This window comes from Streptomyces sp. NPDC050263 (assembly GCF_040655955.1).
Lineage (GTDB): Bacteria > Actinomycetota > Actinomycetes > Streptomycetales > Streptomycetaceae > Streptomyces.
The window spans coordinates 1-14,394 of sequence record NZ_JBFAKW010000028.1 but is presented as its reverse complement, the minus strand read 5'-3'; the positions used below and the strand labels follow the sequence as shown (position 1 = coordinate 14,394).

Genomic DNA, 14,394 nt, shown 5'->3' with positions numbered 1-14,394 from the left:
GACGCCCGGCCGCTCCGCCGCCCCCCTGCCGTTCGAGCACGGTCGCGAGCGGGGACGCATATGAGCGCCAGGCCCGGTCCCGCACCGGTGCTGACCCTCGACACGCTCGTCCGCCTCAGGCGCGGGCCGGGCGGCGCCCCGGCCCCCGGAGCGCCGCACCGACTAACCGTGCCCGACGGCATGACGGCCCCGCTGGGCTGTGACGCCGTCTCCGCCCCCGCCCACCTCGGCCCGCTGCTGATGCCGCGGCTGCCGCGCATGGGCTGCGTCTACGCCGACCGGGCGCACTGGTGGTGGCTGGTGCCGTCCGACTCCGACTACGCGCTGGAGTGGCCCGCCCCCGCGCGCTACGCCACGGGCGCGCTCCTGCCCGACTCCCCGCACGTCCCCGGCCTCATCCACCGACCGGACGGCACGCTTCCGTACACCCCGCCGATCCCCCTCTACCTGGCGCTGTGCCGGCTCACGGGCACGACGCCCACCTGGTCACGGCCGATCAGCGCCTGACCCCGCCCGCCCTTCACGAGGCGGTTTCGACGCCGTCCCCGGCGCACGCCCGCGCGCCCCGGCTCCCCCGTCCTGCGCCCTGCCCGCACGCGCCTCGTCCCGCAATAGTGGCCGTCGTCCACGATCGCGACCGGGAGGCTGACTGTGGGGCAGGCACGGCGGACGGACAGGGCGGACAACGCGGGGAAAGCACGGAAACCACAGGGCTCCGACGAACGTGACGTGTCGGAGTCGGAGCGGCTGCTCTTCGGTGGCCCGCTCCGCTACGACATGGGCTGGAACCAGCACCGGGACGCCTTCCTGGAGCTGAACTTCCGCGCCATGGTGACCCGGCTGCCGTCCCTGCTCGCCGCCAGCCTCCGCCTCGCCCGGCAGGCCGACCCGCGGGCCGCTCGTGTCGTGCTGTCCGCCGAGATCGCCCGGGGCGTGGCCCAGGCGGTCGGTCTGCTCGCCATGAACACGGTGCTGGGCCGACTGATCGCCGCCGGCCCGATCGAGGACCGGCTGCGCGACGCCGCCCCCGCACTGGCCGTGATGGCCGCCGTCCTGCTGGTCGGAGCGCTGCTGCGGGCCGCGTCGACGTACGCCACCGGGCGCCTCGAACCCAAGGTGGAGCGGGTGGCGACCGAGCTGTACCTGGAGCGGGCGGCCGCGGTCGAGCTCGCCGCCATCGAGGACCACGCCTTCCACAAACTGCTGGACACCGCGCAGTACGGCGCGCAGTCCGCCCGCAGGATGATCAGCTACGGCGCGCGCGTGGTGAACGCGATGATCTCGCTGGCCGCCGCGGCCGGCGTGCTGACCGTCCTGCATCCGCTCCTGCTGCCGCTGCTGGTGACGATGACGCTGCCGTCCGCCTGGAGCGCCCTGACGAACGCCCGGCGCCGCTACGAGTCCTTCCACACCTGGGTGCAGCACGCGCGCGCGGGACACCTGATCGCCAGTCTCCTCACCGAGCCGGCGTCGGCGCCCGAGATCCGCGTCCACGGGGTCGGCCCCTTCCTGCTGCGGCACTTTCGCGCGATGTCGGAGACGGCGGAGGCGGAACAGGCCCGGCTGGCCCGGCTCGCGGCCCGCACCGGTCTGTTCGCGGCGACCTGGACGGGCCTGGCGACGCTGGCGACCTACGCCACGCTCGGCGGGCTGCTGCTCAGCGGGACCATGGCGCTGGCCGTGGCGGGGACGGCCGTCATCGCGATCCGCAGCGGTTCCGCGAGCCTGAACACCCTTGTCCTGGAGGTGAACCAGCTGCACGAGGAAGCCCTGTTCGTGGGCGACCTCCAGCGGCTGTACGTGGAGGCGGCCGAGCGGGCGATCCCGGTGGGCGGTGCGCCGCTTCCGGAGGATCCGCGCGAGATCCGCTTCGAGAACGTCACGTTCGGCTACCCGGGCGAGTCCGCGCGGCCCGCCCTGGACGACGTCACCCTCGCCCTCCCGCTCGGCCGGATCATCGCGCTCGTCGGCGAGAACGGGTCCGGCAAGACGACCCTGGTGAAGCTGCTGGCCGGGCTGTACAAGCCGGACCGGGGGCGGATCCTGTGGGACGACGTGGACGCGGCGGACGCGGACCGGCGTCAACTGGCCGAGCGCGTCGCGATGGTGGCGCAGGACTTCAAGCGGTGGCCGTTCACGGCCCGGGTCAACATCGCCATCGGCCGGTCCGCCGCGCCGCTCACCGAGGAGCGGCTGGCCGCCTCGATCGCCGAGGCGGGCGCCGAGGAGGTGGTCGCGGACCTGCCGCGCGGTCTGGACACCCTGCTCGCCCGGCACTTCAGCGGCGGTCACGAGCTGTCCGGCGGCCAGTGGCAGCGCCTGGGCATCGCACGGGCGGCCTACCGGCGCGGGCGGATCCTGATCGTGGACGAGCCGACGGCGGCGCTGGACGCCCGGGCCGAGCTGGAGGTCTTCGAGAAGATCCGCGCGCTGGCGGACAGCGGCCAGACGGTGGTTCTGATCACCCATCGGCTGGCGTCGGTCCGGCACGCGGACCTGGTGCACGTCCTGGACCAGGGCCGGCTGGTGGAGTCCGGGACCCCGGACGAGCTGTTGGCGAGCGGTGGCGTCTACGCCGAGCTGTACGCGCTCCAGGCCGAGCAGTTCGCCGCGCAGGTGCCGGTCCCCGTGCCGGTACCGGTGTCCGTGCCCGCCCCGTCGCAGGCGGGCTGACGGCTCACCGCGCGGCGTCGCCGCCCCGGACGACCACCAGGAACATGTCCGTGGCCAGGTCCATGACGACCTCGGCGGGCAGCCCCTCCATGCGCCGCGCGTGCGCGAACTCCTCCGCGGGCCACGAACCACGCGGCCCACCTGCGGGAAAGCGCTGGAGCACGGTTCGCCCGTTCACCATCTCGCACCTCCGATCAGCGTCGCACCTGTAGGAGTTAACGCTCTTCGAAGGCCGTACGGCTCGCCCGGTTGCGGGACTGAGACGTAGTTGACACGGGTTCAACGCAGAGTGTGAGAATCCGGTCACCTTACGAACGTCTCGGGCACTCTCCGTGTCAGAACTCGTACTCGTCGTGATATCGCACGCGTGCACTGCCCGCGGGCGCCCCGAGGCTCGACACCCGCCCCTTGGGCTCCTCCCACTCCTCCTGCCGTCCCAGGGCCGTCAGATCCAGCAGGCTGGTGGCCGAGCCCAGCCCGTCGAGACCGCGCTCGTACGTCGAGTAGGTGTGGAAGACGCGGTCGCCCTCCCGCAGGAAGCAGCTGAGCCCGGGCCGCTCGACGAGCTCCCCGCCGCCCGTCTGCGATTCCGCTTCCAGGGTGACCTCGAAGTCGCCGTTGAAGGCACTGCCGTAGGACGAGTACCAGGGGAGCGTCCAGCCCATCCGCGCCTTGAACGGCAGGATCCTCGGATACGGCGCCCGCGACACCGCGGCGAACGTGGTACCGCGTGCCTTCAGGTGCGCCAGGTGGCCGATCTGGTCCAGGAACGCCGAGCAGCTGCGGCAGCCCGCCTCCCACTCCGGCGCGAACATGAAGTGGTGGACGACGAGTTGCGCGCGCCCCTCGAAGAGGTCGAGCAGGGTCGCCTTGCCGTCGCCGCCCTCGAAGACGTACTCCGTGTCGACCGCGACCATGGGCAGCCCGCGCCGCTGGGCGTTCAGCGCGTCACGCGCGCGTGTCACCGCCTTCTCCTTGACCAGCAGTTCCTCGCGCGCCGCGCGCCACCGCGCGCGCGAGACGATCTCCGGAAGCTCCGGCTGCGCCATGGCTGCCCCTCCTGTGCAACGGTCCGTTCGAGGGGGTGACCGGCGGGCTCGGCGGAACTCATCGCTGCCGCGGAACGTTTTTCGCGTACGGACAGACCTCAAGTGCGGGTCCGGCTATGTGTCGTACTCCTGGATGCGGCGGCCGTGGCTGCGGTCGAGGAGCGCGGGCATCCGCCCCCCGAGCTCCGCCACGACCTCCGGCACGTCGATCGTCAGCAGCTCGCGGTCGCGCATCAGGATCCGTCCGTCCACGATCGTGGTGCGCACATCGCAGGAGCGGGCGCTGTGCACCAGGGTCGCGGCGAGGTCGTGGACGGGCTGGGTGTGCGGTCCGGTGAGGTCCACGAGGACGATGTCGGCGCGTCGCCCGGGAGCGATGGAGCCCACCTGTCCGGCGAGTCCGACGGCCTGTGCGCTCTGGAGCGTGGCGTGGTGCAGGGCCTGTCGGGAGGTCAGCCAGCGCGGGTCGCCGGTGGTCGACTTCTGGACCAGGGCGGTGAGCGCCATCGCCTCCCACACGTCCAGGGAGTTGTTGGAGGCGGCCCCGTCGGTGGCGAGCCCGACGGGCACGCCGATCTCGCGCAGGGCGCGGACGGGGGTGGTGGTGGGCCAGCCGAACTTGAGATAGCCGCGGGGCGCGCTCGCCACGGCCGTACGGCCACGCGCGCGTGCGAGGACGGGCAGGTCGCGCTCCAGGATGCCGGTGCCGTGCGCGATGAGGACGTCCGTGTCGAGGACGCCGGTCCGCTCCAGGACCTCGATGGGGGTGACCCCGTGCCGGGCGAGGCTCGTGTCGGTCTGGTCGCGGTTCTCGGCGGCGTGCAGGTGCACGGGCAGGCCGTGGGCGCGGGCGAGTTCGGCGGTGGCGGCGAGATCGGCGTCGGCCACGGTGTAGGGGGCGTGCGGGGCGAGCGCAGTGGTGATGCGGCCGCCGGCGCCGCCGCGGTGGCGCAGCGCGAACTCCAGTGACTCCTCGCGGCCCCGATCGCCCTGGGAGGAGAAGTAGGCCTGCCCCAGGTGCGCGCGCATCCCGCACTCGGCGACGACCGCGGCGACCGCGTCCATGGCGAAGTAGTGGTCGGCGAAGCAGGTGACGCCGCCGCGGATCATCTCCGCGCACGCCAGCCGCGCGCCCGACGCCACGTCCTGCTCGGTGAGGTTGGACTCCACCGGCCAGACGACGTCGTTGAACCACTCCGCGGTGGGCAGATCCTCGGCGAGCCCGCGCAGGGCCACCATCGGGGCGTGCGTATGGCAGTTGACCAGCCCGGGCATCGCTACCTGCCCGCGCGCGTCGATGCGCTCACCGGCGCGCAGCCCGGCCGCCTCGGCACTGCCGGTGACGTCGTCCACGACCCCGTCCCGGACGACGATCGCGGCGTCCTCCCGGAACACGACGCGTTCGTCCTGATCGTGGGTGAGGACGGTGCAGCCGGTGATGACGAGGTCCGCGGTTCGGGCCGGCCCCGGGACGGGCGTCGGAGAAGGCGTCATTGCGTCAACGTACGGCGGTGTCGTGTCCCGGCGTGAGCCGTGGCCCGCATCCTGTCCCGAACCTGTCGCCGATCCCGGCGGACGGGCACCCTGGCCGGGACGCCTCCTGGAGGGATCCCGGCATGCTCCTCGGCACCTGGAACCTGGAGAACCTGTACCGGCCCGGAGGGCCGTTCGGCCCGAAGGACAAGGCCGCGTACGAGACGAAGCTCGCCGCGCTCGCCGCCGTCGTCACCGCGCTCGACCCGGGCCTGCTCGGCGTGCAGGAGGTCGGGGAGCCGGAGGCGCTGACGGACCTGCTGGAGACGGTGGGCGGCACCTGGCACGCCGCGCTGTCCGCGCATCCCGACGGCCGCGGCATCCGGGTCGGGGTGATCAGCCGTACGCCGCTGGACATACTGGCCGACACGCGCGCGTACCCGACGGTACTGCGCCCCGTGCAGACGGACGACTCCAGGGCGACCTCGGCCGAGACGGGCCGCGGCTTCCTGGCGGTGGAGACGACCACGCAGGCCGGGCCGCTGCGCGTCGCGGTGGCACATCTGAAGTCCAAGTTGCTGTCCTACCCGGGGGATCGTTTCTTCCCGCACGACGAGGGCGAACGGGCCCGCTACGGCGCCTACGCCCTCTATCGTCGGGCCGCCGAGGCGACGGCGCTGCGCGCGCTCGCCGACGACCTCCTGGCCGGCGACGGCCGGGAGCGGGACGTGGCGGTGCTGGGCGACCTGAACGACGAGGTGCAGGCGGCGACCACGCAGATCCTGCTGGGCCCGCCCGGCTCGGAGCTCGGCACCCCCGGGTTCACAGCGCCCGACAAGGGCGACGCGGCCCGCCTGTGGAACGTGGCCCCGCTGATCCCCGCCGACCGGCGCCACTCGCGGATCGACTCCGGCCGCCGCGAGCTGATCGACCACATCCTGACCAGCCACCGCCTCGTCCACCGGCTGACGGCGGCAGGCACGGGGACGCAGACGGAGACGGAGCTGCGGCTTCCGTCGGTGGGCGCGAACCCGGCGACCCGCAGGAACGAGCCGGGGTCGGACCACGCGCCGGTGTGGGTGCGGATCGGCTAACGGGCCTGCCGTACCGCGTGGGCGTCGGCGTGGACGGCGACCGACGGGGTGGGCGCTGACGTCGGCAGTCCCACCCGTTCCCGGCCGGCGGCGAGTTCGTCCAGGAGTTCGGCGAGCCGCTGCCGGTGCCGGGAGGTGAGCCGGCCGGTGTCGTCGAGGTGGACGGCGCAGGCGGTGGTCGTGTCGAGGAGCCGTTCCAGGACGGCGGCGACCTCGTCGGTGCCCTCCGTGTGCCGGGCGAGGGCGGGCAGTTCGTGGGCGGCGAGGGCGCTGGCCGCACGGGCCTCGGCGAGCGTGCGGTAGGCCTCGCGGCGCAGGGTCCAGCGGGCGGCGCGGTCCTCGGGGCCGTCGAGGACATGGGCGAGGTAGGCGTGCGCGGCGCCCGCCGCGGCGGCCAGCCGGGCGCGCACCTGTCCGCCCCGCTCCCCCGGCATCGGCAGGTGCCCGACGATCAGCACGATCGCGCAGGCCAGCAGGGTCTCCACGATCCGGCTGACGGAGGCCTGGGGCTCGCCGCCGACCATCACCAGGGACAGCACGAGCACAGTGACGACGGCGGTCTGGGCGGCGAAGTGCCGGGTGGAGACCGGTATCAGCGCACCACAGAGGGCGACCAGCGCCACGAGCCCCTCGGGGCGGGGCAGCACGGCGGCGAAGCCGGCGAAGAGCAACGCCCCGAGCACGGTCCCGGCGGCCCGGCACAGCACCCGGGACACCAGCGGCCCCAGGTCCGGCTTGACCAGGAACACGGCGGTGGCGGGCAGCCAGTACCAGTGCGTGTGCTGCCCGTACCAGTGGGAGTGGAGGAGGGCCTGGGCGACGGCGGCGCTGGCGCCGAAGGAGAGGGCGACCCGGAGCCCGTACTCGCGCCCGCCCGCCCCGAACGCGGTGCGCAGCAGATCGCGGGCGCTGCGCCGACGGGTGTGCAGGTGGCCACCGCCGCCCTGGTCGAAGGCGTCGGCCGCGTGCAGCAGGGCGTCGTCCAGGGCGCGCAGCGCGGGAGCGGACCGGGAGGGCGCGGGCAGCGGCCCGGTGTGCGTGTTCTCGCGGACGGCGGCCGCGAGCCGGCGGGGCCCGGCGCAGGCCCGCGCGGCGACGGACTCCCCGGCCCAGGCGAGCGCGGTCGCGGCCTCCGCGAGGGGCAGCGCGGCGGCGTACTGGCCGTGCAGCCGCCGTTCGGCCGCGGAGCTGGCGCAGCGCCGCAGCCGGGGTCCGGCGAGGGCGTCCTGGGCGTGGTCGAGGGCGGCGGTGAGCGCGGCGCGGCGGGCGGTGGCGGCCTGCGTTCCGGAGGCGTCGAGCAGCCCGGCGACCGCGTCGTACACACGGGCCACCGCGTCCCGTTCCCCGTCGAACCGGAAGTCGCCGGTCATCGCGCCGGGCGTGGGCAGCGCGAGCCGCAGCGCGACCAGCCACCCGGCCCCGGCGAGAAAGGCGAGGGCCCGGGTCCAGCCCGACTCCGGCACCGGCATCCCGGCCCCGATCGCCGCGCCGACCAGCAGCTGCGTCCCCGCGCCCGAGGCTACGGGCCCGAGGGCGCTCATCCCGCCGGCGAGGAGCCCCAGACCGGTGAGGACGGCCGTCAGCGCGACGGCCCCGACCTGGTCCCCGGCGTACGTCCCGACGAGCAGCCCGCCCGCTCCCGCGAGCGCGGGCGCGCCGAGCCGCCGGACGGAGGCCCGTCGGCTGCCGGGCCGGTCGTTGATCCCGGCGAGCATGGCGGCGATGGCGGCGACGACCCCGAGGCCGGTGCGGTCGACGAGGACGGCGGCCAGCAGCAGCGGTCCGGCGGCCAGCGCCCCGCGGGTGACCGCGCTCCAGGGGACGGGCCCGCGCTGGGCGCGCAGGGCGTGGGCGATCCAGGGCGGCAGGGTGGTGAATGCGCGAGCGGGAATGTGCGGGCGCGGGGACACGAAGCTCCTGTCGTGACGAGGGCGGGGTGTGCCTTCGGGCGACGGCGGCCGGGGCGGGTCAGCGGTGAGCTGCGGTGTCCACGGTAGGGGGCGGTCTTGGAGAGATGGGGACGCTTGCGTTTCGGCGAGGTGACGCTTCGCCCGAAACACGCGTTCTTTATGAACGCAATTCCGTTCGCGGCACCGGAAATGGGAGCGGGACCGGGGGCGTAGCCTGCCCCCGGCCCCTGAAGAGCCGCCCATGTCGCACACCGGACCGCTTGAGGACCCAGGTCAGTCGTAATGTCGTCGCGTCCTGCCTTTGGACCACCGCGCATCGAGCTGCGCGGGCCGGACTTGAACCGGCAATTCGACGTCCGGGGGCCTGGGCCCGGTCGATCCGGCGATCGGCGGCGAATGCTGAGTCTGGAGCGAGAGTCTGAGATTCATCGATCGTCATGACAAGCTTCAGCTTCAGTTTGCGCTCCTCGCGCACCCCGGCCGCAACGGGCCGGGGGGTCTGAAAGGTTACTCGAAGAGGTAACCGAACACGGCGTCCCCCACCCGCTGGTCCACGACGTCCACGCCGTTCGCCTCCTCTCGGGCGAACTTCACCGCCTGCTGCAACTTCTCGAGACGGGACAGGAGTTCGTTGACCCGGCGGGCCGGAAGGGCACCGGAGAACTTCACGGTCGTCCAGTAACCGACCGGCACGTCCTCGTAGTACACCTCGACCTGTGCCGGGTGCTTGTCGGTCGCCTCCGCCTTCACATGGTTGCGGGGCACCTTCTTGGTGCGCAGCGTCCGCACCGGCTCGGTCTTCCAGGCGTCCGTGGACGGGTCCTGCACCCAGGCCTCGGAGGCGTCGAGGACCGGCAGCCTGCGCACGAAGGCGGTGAGGTCGACGAGCTGCTTCTCGAGGAAGAGCAGGTAGGACACGGGGACTTCGGCGACGAGGACCCGCCCGTCCACCTTCACATCCGCTCGGGCGGCGCAGTTGGCCCAGTCCTTCGTGGCGGTCACGTCGAACAGCCGGGTCAGCGTGGCCGCGGTCTCCCGCAGCACGTCCTCGGCCTGTACCTGCACCCGGGTCGACTCGGGCGGCAGCTGCTCACCCTCCTCGTCCTTGGGCTGGTAGGTCCGCGAGATGCCGGCCAGCAGCGCGGGCTTCTGCAGTCCGTGATGAGCCGTGGTCAGGTCCTGGTGAGTCTTGGACTTGATGCCCTTCTCGACTGCGATGATCTGATTGAGTTTCGCCACGAGATGGACCGTAACAACGGTGACTCCCGTTTCTCCAACGGTTATTCGCCGGTTGTCCGCCTACGCCCGGGCCGCCCGCACCCGCTCCGCGAAGAACGACTCGGCCTGTTCGACCGTCCGCGTCAGCGCTGCCCCGGCTCCGTCGGCCCCGGCGCTCCCGACGAGCGCGACGAACTCGTCCACCTCCCGCAGTCCGGCCCGCTCCAGCAGCCGCTTCTCGTTCGTCACCCACTCCCCGCGAGCCGCCAGCACCGCGTGCCCCACCTGTGCCGCCGCCACGGCGAGCGCGCCGGCGAGCTCGGTACGCCGGCCGGCCGACGCGTGGTTGGCCCCGGCATAGGCGAGCGTGGCGCGGGCCGTTCCGTGCCAGCGGTCGCACGCGGCTCGGCGCAGCTTCGCCGGGTACGGGGCGGGCCGCGGCAGCTCACCGCTCAACACCTGGTTGATCGCCAGCTCGGCGACCACCAGATAGCTCGGAATCCCCGCGAGATGGAACAGCAGCGGCTCCACCCGGAACCGCCCCTCCTGCGCCTGCGCCACCTCGTGCTCGACGACGTCGAGATCCCTGTAGTGCACGTCGACCCGCCGCCCGTCGATCGTCAGCCAGGCGCCCCCGTTGAAGACGCCGCCGCCCCACCCGCCGATCTCCGACACCTCGCCCTCCCAGCCGAGGGCGCGGAGGTCGGCGGGGTCGAAGGACCCCCGGTAGTAGACGGCCAGGTCCCAGTCGCTGTCGGCACGGTGCGTGCCCTGCGCGCGTGAACCGCCGAGCGCGACGGCACGCACGGCGGGGAGGGCGGCCAGGCGGGCGGTGACCTCGCCGAGGAAGGCGTCGTCGGCGCGGGAGGGAGAGGGTGCGGAGGGAGAGGGGGCGGAGGGCATCGGTTTCCGTACTCCGGTTCAGAAGTCCCACAGGTTCCCGTGGCGGTGGCGGGTGGGCGGGTGGTCCAGTTCCTCGGCCACGGAGAGGAGCGCGCCGGGCGGGGCGGCGCGAAGACGGTTGCGGGCGGTCGAGCGGAACACCGACAGTGCGGCGCGCGCCCGGGACTCGTACGGGCCGTCGACCTTCTCGTTCAGGCTCCGGGGGTAGGTGTGGGCGCGAAACGCGTGCACCAGCGGAGCCGGGACCGGGCGACGCCGCTCACGACGTGCACGGGCCAGTTCCTGTGCGCTGTACCGAAGGTCGCCGAGAAGGTGGCCGACAATCGTGCCGGCGAGTACGTACGGCCGATCAGCGGGGTGGCGGCGGTGTCGTGGACGGACGTGATGGACGGTTCGGGACATGGCAGACCTCCGGGGGCCCGCCGGGACTTCCGGCGTGGCCCCTAAGAAGTCCGCCGCCGTGAAACGACCGAGGTGTCTGCTCCTGCTCCGCATGAAAGGAAGCCTGGTGAGCGAGGGCGGGGGTTGTCCAACGGTTTCCGGCGCGAGGCGATTGTCAGTGGTGGGCGCTTCAATGGGAGATGTCGTCACAGAGCGTCACGACCGGAGTGCGTCAGGGGGAGCAGGTCTTGGACAGGCACGTGGAGCGGTACGTGGAGGACGGACAGCGGTATGTGTCGCTGGCGGGACTGCGGATGCGGGGCTGGACCGGCGCGCTGGTGCACCGATTGCTGGGGCCGCCGGACCGGCTCGGCATCGATCCACGCGCGCGGGCCGCACCACAGCTACGCCTCTATCGCGTCGAGCGGGTCGAAGCGGCCGAGCGCAGCGAGGAGTTCCTGAAGGAGTGCGCCCCGCGGGCACCCGCCCCACAGGCACCCGCCCCACGGACACCCGCCCCACGGGCCCACGGACACGGGGAGTCCCCTTGATCGACCGACCTGCCGCGCGCTACTCCGCTCGCCAGAGCCTCCGCTTCGGCACCGGCTTCGCGAAGCCGCCCACCCGGCTGGTGCTCAGCCCCAGCCCGACCAGCGCCTCCGCCAGCTTCACCGCGGCTCCCACCCCGTCCACGACCGGAAGGCCCAGCTTGTCCCCCACCACGCGCTGCAGTCCGGTCATCCCGGCGCAGCCCAGCACCAGCACCTCGGCCCCCGCCTCCCGAGCCCGTTCGGCGGCCGCAAGGAAGGCCGTCTCCGTGCGGTCGGCGTCGGCCAGGTCGAGAACGCCCAGTCCGGTGCCCACGACGGCGGCGCAGTTGCGGCCCACCCCGGCCAGCTCCAGGCTGTCCTCGATCTGGCCGCAGGACCGCTCCAGCGTGGTCACGACCCCGTACCGGCGCCCCAGCAGACAGGCCAGATGCGCCGCGGCCTCGGTGATGTCGACGACGGGCACGTCCACCAGCTCGCGTACGCCCTCACGTCCGTGCTCGCCGAAGCCGGCCATGACGACGGCGTCGTAGTGCGGTCCGTCGTAGGTCCGCAGCGTGTCCATGACGGCCGCCGCGGAGAGGTAGCTGTCGAGCCAGCCCTCCGCGGACTCGGGCCCCCACCCGGGGGTCAGCCCGGTCACGGCGGTGCCCGGGCCGGCCGCGGCCCGGGCGCCTCGCACGATCTCCTCGGTCATCTCCCGCGTGGTGTTGCAGTTGGTGACGACGATCCGCACGTTCCGCTCACTGCGCACGCTTCTCAGACCTCCGCGGGCTTCTCGACGGCGGCCACGGATCCTGCCGTCCGCTCACTGCGGCACAGCAGCAGATAGACGCCGGCGCCGAGGGCCGTCCCGATGAACCAGGAGTAGGGAGCCACATCGCTGAACGTCTTCACCAGTGCGAGCACCGCCGCGACCGCGGCCGAGGGGAGGAACGCCCACAGCGCCTTGGGGTTGACGCCCTTGCGGTAGTAGTAGCGGGAGCCGGGGGTGGCGTCGAACAGCTCGTTGACGTCGACGCGGCCGCGCTTGACCCAGTAGTAGTCGACCATGATCACGCCGAACAGCGGGCCGAGGAAGGCGCCGAGACCGCCGAGGAAGTAGTTGACGACCGTCGGGTTGGAGAACAGGTTCCACGGAGTGACCACCAGGGCCGCGACCGTGCTGATCATGCCGCCCACCCTGAAGGTGATCTTCTGCGGCCAGACGTTGGCGAGGTCGTACGCCGGCGACACGAAGTTGGCGACGATGTTGACGCCCATCGTGGCGATGGCGAAGGTGAGCGCGCCCAGGACCAGCACCCAGGTGTTGCCGACCTTGGCGACCAGCTCCGCCGGGTCGGTGATGGCCTCGCCGAACACCTCCAGCGAGCCGGCCGTGACGATCACGGAAACGACCACGAACGCCGTCGAGTTGAGCGGCAGACCCCAGAAGTTGCCGCGGCGGACGGTCTTGTAGTCGGGGGCGAAGCGGGAGAAGTCGCAGAAGTTCAGCATCAGCGTGCCGTAGGTGGCGAGGATCAGGCCGATCGCGCCGAACCACTGCCGCCACTGCTCACCCACGGAGACGGGGTGCGGGGTGCTGGTGAGCGAGATGGTCCAGCCTGCCTTGGACAGGACCCAGATCGCCAGCGCGATCATCACCAGCCAGATCGCCGGGCCGCAGAAGTCCTGGAACTTGCGCACCGACTCCATGCCCTGGCTGATGATCAGCGCCTGGATCAGCCACAGGGACACGAAGGAGATCCAGCCGAGCGCGTCGAGGCCCAGGAAGGAGCTGTGCGTCCAGGACTCCAGGCCCGGCCAGGCCGCCAAGAGCATCACGTTGACGGCGACGGAGGCGAGGTAGGTCTGGATGCCGTACCACATGATGGCGATCACGGCGCGGATCAGGGCCGGGATATTGGCGCCCCAGACGCCGAAGCTGATGCGGCTGACCACCGGGAAGGGCACGCCGTGCCGCTGGCCGATCTTCCCCATCCAGTTCATGCCGACGTAGATGAGCACGAAGCCGACGAGGAGGGAGGTGAAGACCTGCCAGACGTTCATGCCGAGGACGAGCAGGCCGGCGGCGAAGGTGTAGTTGCCGAGGTTGTGGACGTCCGACATCCACAGGGCGAAGAGGTCGAAGACCTTCCAGTTCCGCTTCTCGGCGGGCGCGAGGTCTTCGTTGGTGAGCCGGGGATCGGGGACGAACGCTGGTGCGTCGGTGGCTTCGGCGCTGTCGGCGAGGGACACGGGGCCTCCCTGGGAAGGGGACGGAGGAGGACTACTGGCCGGGTCTTTTGGTATACCAAACTGCGGACATGGTCCCGCCGTCAAGCGTTCCGACCGATGTCCGTCCCGTTACGGCTCCGTAAAAGCCCCCTCGCATCGGCGAAGATGGCCACATGACGAAGATCGAACCGCTCGGAGCGGTGCGCGAGCGCGTCCTCGGGACCCTGCGGCAGGAGATCATCGCCGGCCGACTCCGCCCCGGGGACCGGCTCGTCGAGCGCGAGCTGGCCGACCGGTTCGGCGTCTCCCGAGTCCCGGTCCGGGAAGCCATCCGGGCCCTGGTCGCCGAGGGCTTCGTCCACTTCGAGACCCCGCGCCGCACCGTCGTCCGGCCCCTGAGCCCCACGGACGTCAAGGAACTCTTCGAACTGCGCGAGGCGTTGGAGGTGTACGCGGCAGGCCTGGCCGCCACCCGGGCGACCCCGGAAACCCTCGCCGAGCTGCGCGAACTGCTGACAAGCGCGGCAAGCGCCACCGCTGCCGGGGACGCGGAGGCGATCACCGACATCAACACCCGCTTCCACGACCGCCTCCTCGCCATGGCCGGCAACACCCTGCTGATCTCCGTCATGGAACCGGTCGCCGGCCGCCTGCAATGGCTCACCCGACGCAACGAGGAATGGCCCCAACTCCTCACCGAACACCAGGAGCTCTACGACGCCATCGCCTCCGGCGACCCCGACCGCGCCCGCGCCCACGCCCTGCACCACGTACAGGCCAACTACCGCTCCACGGTCCGGCACCTCTTCGGAGACCTCGCCGAAGCACCGTCCGCCTAGGGGGCTTCTGATGGATCTCCGTGGGAGAAGGAGCGGCGTTCGGTGCGTGCTCTCGGTGTGCCGGGCGAGAGTCCTCGTAGCGGAGCTAC

At 72.5% G+C, this 14,394-nt stretch carries 14 protein-coding genes; 5 read left to right on the top strand and 9 right to left on the bottom strand.

All coding sequences use genetic code 11. The annotated features are described in order from the left end of the window. Positions 1 to 60: 60 nt before the first annotated feature. Both AB0J04_RS15470 and AB0J04_RS15465 read left to right on the top strand, forming a co-directional pair. Positions 61 to 507, top strand: coding sequence for a hypothetical protein (locus tag AB0J04_RS15470; RefSeq protein WP_363168923.1), 447 nt, complete (start codon positions 61 to 63; stop codon positions 505 to 507). A gap of 270 nt (positions 508 to 777) precedes the next feature. Further along, the gene (locus tag AB0J04_RS15465) at positions 778 to 2,673 is read left to right on the top strand and encodes an ABC transporter ATP-binding protein (protein ID WP_363168987.1); all 1,896 of its coding nucleotides are present in this window, start codon (positions 778 to 780) and stop codon (positions 2,671 to 2,673) included. Between the two features lie 4 nt (positions 2,674 to 2,677). On the opposite strand, the gene AB0J04_RS15460 is transcribed toward AB0J04_RS15465, so the two are convergent. The 3 genes from AB0J04_RS15460 to AB0J04_RS15450 all read right to left on the bottom strand — a co-directional run bounded on the left by AB0J04_RS15460 (position 2,678) and on the right by AB0J04_RS15450 (position 5,216). Further along, complete coding sequence (locus tag AB0J04_RS15460) at positions 2,678 to 2,854, bottom strand: hypothetical protein (protein WP_363168922.1); 177 nt, start codon at positions 2,852 to 2,854, stop codon at positions 2,678 to 2,680. A 154-nt stretch (positions 2,855 to 3,008) separates the two neighbouring features. Next, positions 3,009 to 3,722 (bottom strand): DUF899 domain-containing protein, encoded by a 714-nt coding sequence (locus AB0J04_RS15455; RefSeq protein ID WP_363168920.1) that lies wholly within the window; start codon positions 3,720 to 3,722, stop codon positions 3,009 to 3,011. A gap of 114 nt (positions 3,723 to 3,836) precedes the next feature. Then, positions 3,837 to 5,216, bottom strand: coding sequence for an amidohydrolase (locus tag AB0J04_RS15450; protein WP_363168919.1), 1,380 nt, complete (start codon positions 5,214 to 5,216; stop codon positions 3,837 to 3,839). A 122-nt stretch (positions 5,217 to 5,338) separates the two neighbouring features. On the opposite strand from AB0J04_RS15450, the gene AB0J04_RS15445 reads away from it, so the two are divergent. Continuing rightward, complete coding sequence (locus tag AB0J04_RS15445; protein ID WP_363168917.1) at positions 5,339 to 6,289, top strand: endonuclease/exonuclease/phosphatase family protein; 951 nt, start codon at positions 5,339 to 5,341, stop codon at positions 6,287 to 6,289. On the opposite strand, the gene AB0J04_RS15440 is transcribed toward AB0J04_RS15445, so the two are convergent. The 4 genes from AB0J04_RS15440 to AB0J04_RS15425 form a co-directional block, all read right to left on the bottom strand. Next, complete coding sequence (locus AB0J04_RS15440; protein ID WP_363168916.1) at positions 6,286 to 8,199, bottom strand: FUSC family protein; 1,914 nt, start codon at positions 8,197 to 8,199, stop codon at positions 6,286 to 6,288. The two genes, AB0J04_RS15445 and AB0J04_RS15440, sit on opposite strands and share 4 nt — an antisense overlap. A 507-nt stretch (positions 8,200 to 8,706) precedes the next feature. Continuing rightward, positions 8,707 to 9,438, bottom strand: coding sequence for a hypothetical protein (locus tag AB0J04_RS15435; protein WP_363168915.1), 732 nt, complete (start codon positions 9,436 to 9,438; stop codon positions 8,707 to 8,709). A 60-nt stretch (positions 9,439 to 9,498) separates the two neighbouring features. Next, positions 9,499 to 10,320, bottom strand: a complete 822-nt coding sequence (locus AB0J04_RS15430; protein ID WP_363168913.1) for a nucleotidyltransferase domain-containing protein — start codon at positions 10,318 to 10,320, stop codon at positions 9,499 to 9,501. 18 nt (positions 10,321 to 10,338) lie between these two features. Next, complete coding sequence (locus AB0J04_RS15425) at positions 10,339 to 10,722, bottom strand: hypothetical protein (RefSeq protein ID WP_363168912.1); 384 nt, start codon at positions 10,720 to 10,722, stop codon at positions 10,339 to 10,341. Positions 10,723 to 10,949: 227 nt separating this feature from the next. On the opposite strand from AB0J04_RS15425, the gene AB0J04_RS15420 reads away from it, so the two are divergent. After that, a complete protein-coding gene (locus tag AB0J04_RS15420; protein WP_363168911.1) occupies positions 10,950 to 11,252 on the top strand; it encodes a hypothetical protein in 303 nt (100 codons plus the stop codon). Between the two features lie 19 nt (positions 11,253 to 11,271). On the opposite strand, the gene AB0J04_RS15415 is transcribed toward AB0J04_RS15420, so the two are convergent. After that, positions 11,272 to 11,985, bottom strand: a complete 714-nt coding sequence (locus tag AB0J04_RS15415; protein ID WP_363168986.1) for an aspartate/glutamate racemase family protein — start codon at positions 11,983 to 11,985, stop codon at positions 11,272 to 11,274. Positions 11,986 to 12,008: 23 nt separating this feature from the next. Beyond that, a complete protein-coding gene (locus tag AB0J04_RS15410; protein ID WP_363168910.1) occupies positions 12,009 to 13,487 on the bottom strand; it encodes an NCS1 family nucleobase:cation symporter-1 in 1,479 nt (492 codons plus the stop codon). A gap of 152 nt (positions 13,488 to 13,639) precedes the next feature. Between AB0J04_RS15410 and AB0J04_RS15405 the strand changes: the two genes are divergently transcribed. Next, positions 13,640 to 14,305, top strand: a complete 666-nt coding sequence (locus AB0J04_RS15405) for a GntR family transcriptional regulator (RefSeq protein WP_363168909.1) — start codon at positions 13,640 to 13,642, stop codon at positions 14,303 to 14,305. The last annotated feature ends 89 nt before the right edge of the window (positions 14,306 to 14,394 follow it).

Bases quoted from the DNA above. Each gene is read 5' to 3' on its own strand.
- AB0J04_RS15450 (WP_363168919.1), bottom strand. From the start codon at position 5,216: ATGACGCCTTCTCCGACGCCCGTCCCGGGGCCGGCCCGAACCGCGGAC.
- AB0J04_RS15455 (WP_363168920.1), bottom strand. From the start codon at position 3,722: ATGGCGCAGCCGGAGCTTCCGGAGATCGTCTCGCGCGCGCGGTGGCGC.
- AB0J04_RS15465 (WP_363168987.1), top strand. From the start codon at position 778: ATGGGCTGGAACCAGCACCGGGACGCCTTCCTGGAGCTGAACTTCCGC.
- AB0J04_RS15460 (WP_363168922.1), bottom strand. From the start codon at position 2,854: ATGGTGAACGGGCGAACCGTGCTCCAGCGCTTTCCCGCAGGTGGGCCG.
- AB0J04_RS15470 (WP_363168923.1), top strand. From the start codon at position 61: ATGAGCGCCAGGCCCGGTCCCGCACCGGTGCTGACCCTCGACACGCTC.
- AB0J04_RS15430 (WP_363168913.1), bottom strand. From the start codon at position 10,320: ATGCCCTCCGCCCCCTCTCCCTCCGCACCCTCTCCCTCCCGCGCCGAC.
- AB0J04_RS15425 (WP_363168912.1), bottom strand. From the start codon at position 10,722: ATGTCCCGAACCGTCCATCACGTCCGTCCACGACACCGCCGCCACCCC.
- AB0J04_RS15445 (WP_363168917.1), top strand. From the start codon at position 5,339: ATGCTCCTCGGCACCTGGAACCTGGAGAACCTGTACCGGCCCGGAGGG.
- AB0J04_RS15405 (WP_363168909.1), top strand. From the start codon at position 13,640: ATGACGAAGATCGAACCGCTCGGAGCGGTGCGCGAGCGCGTCCTCGGG.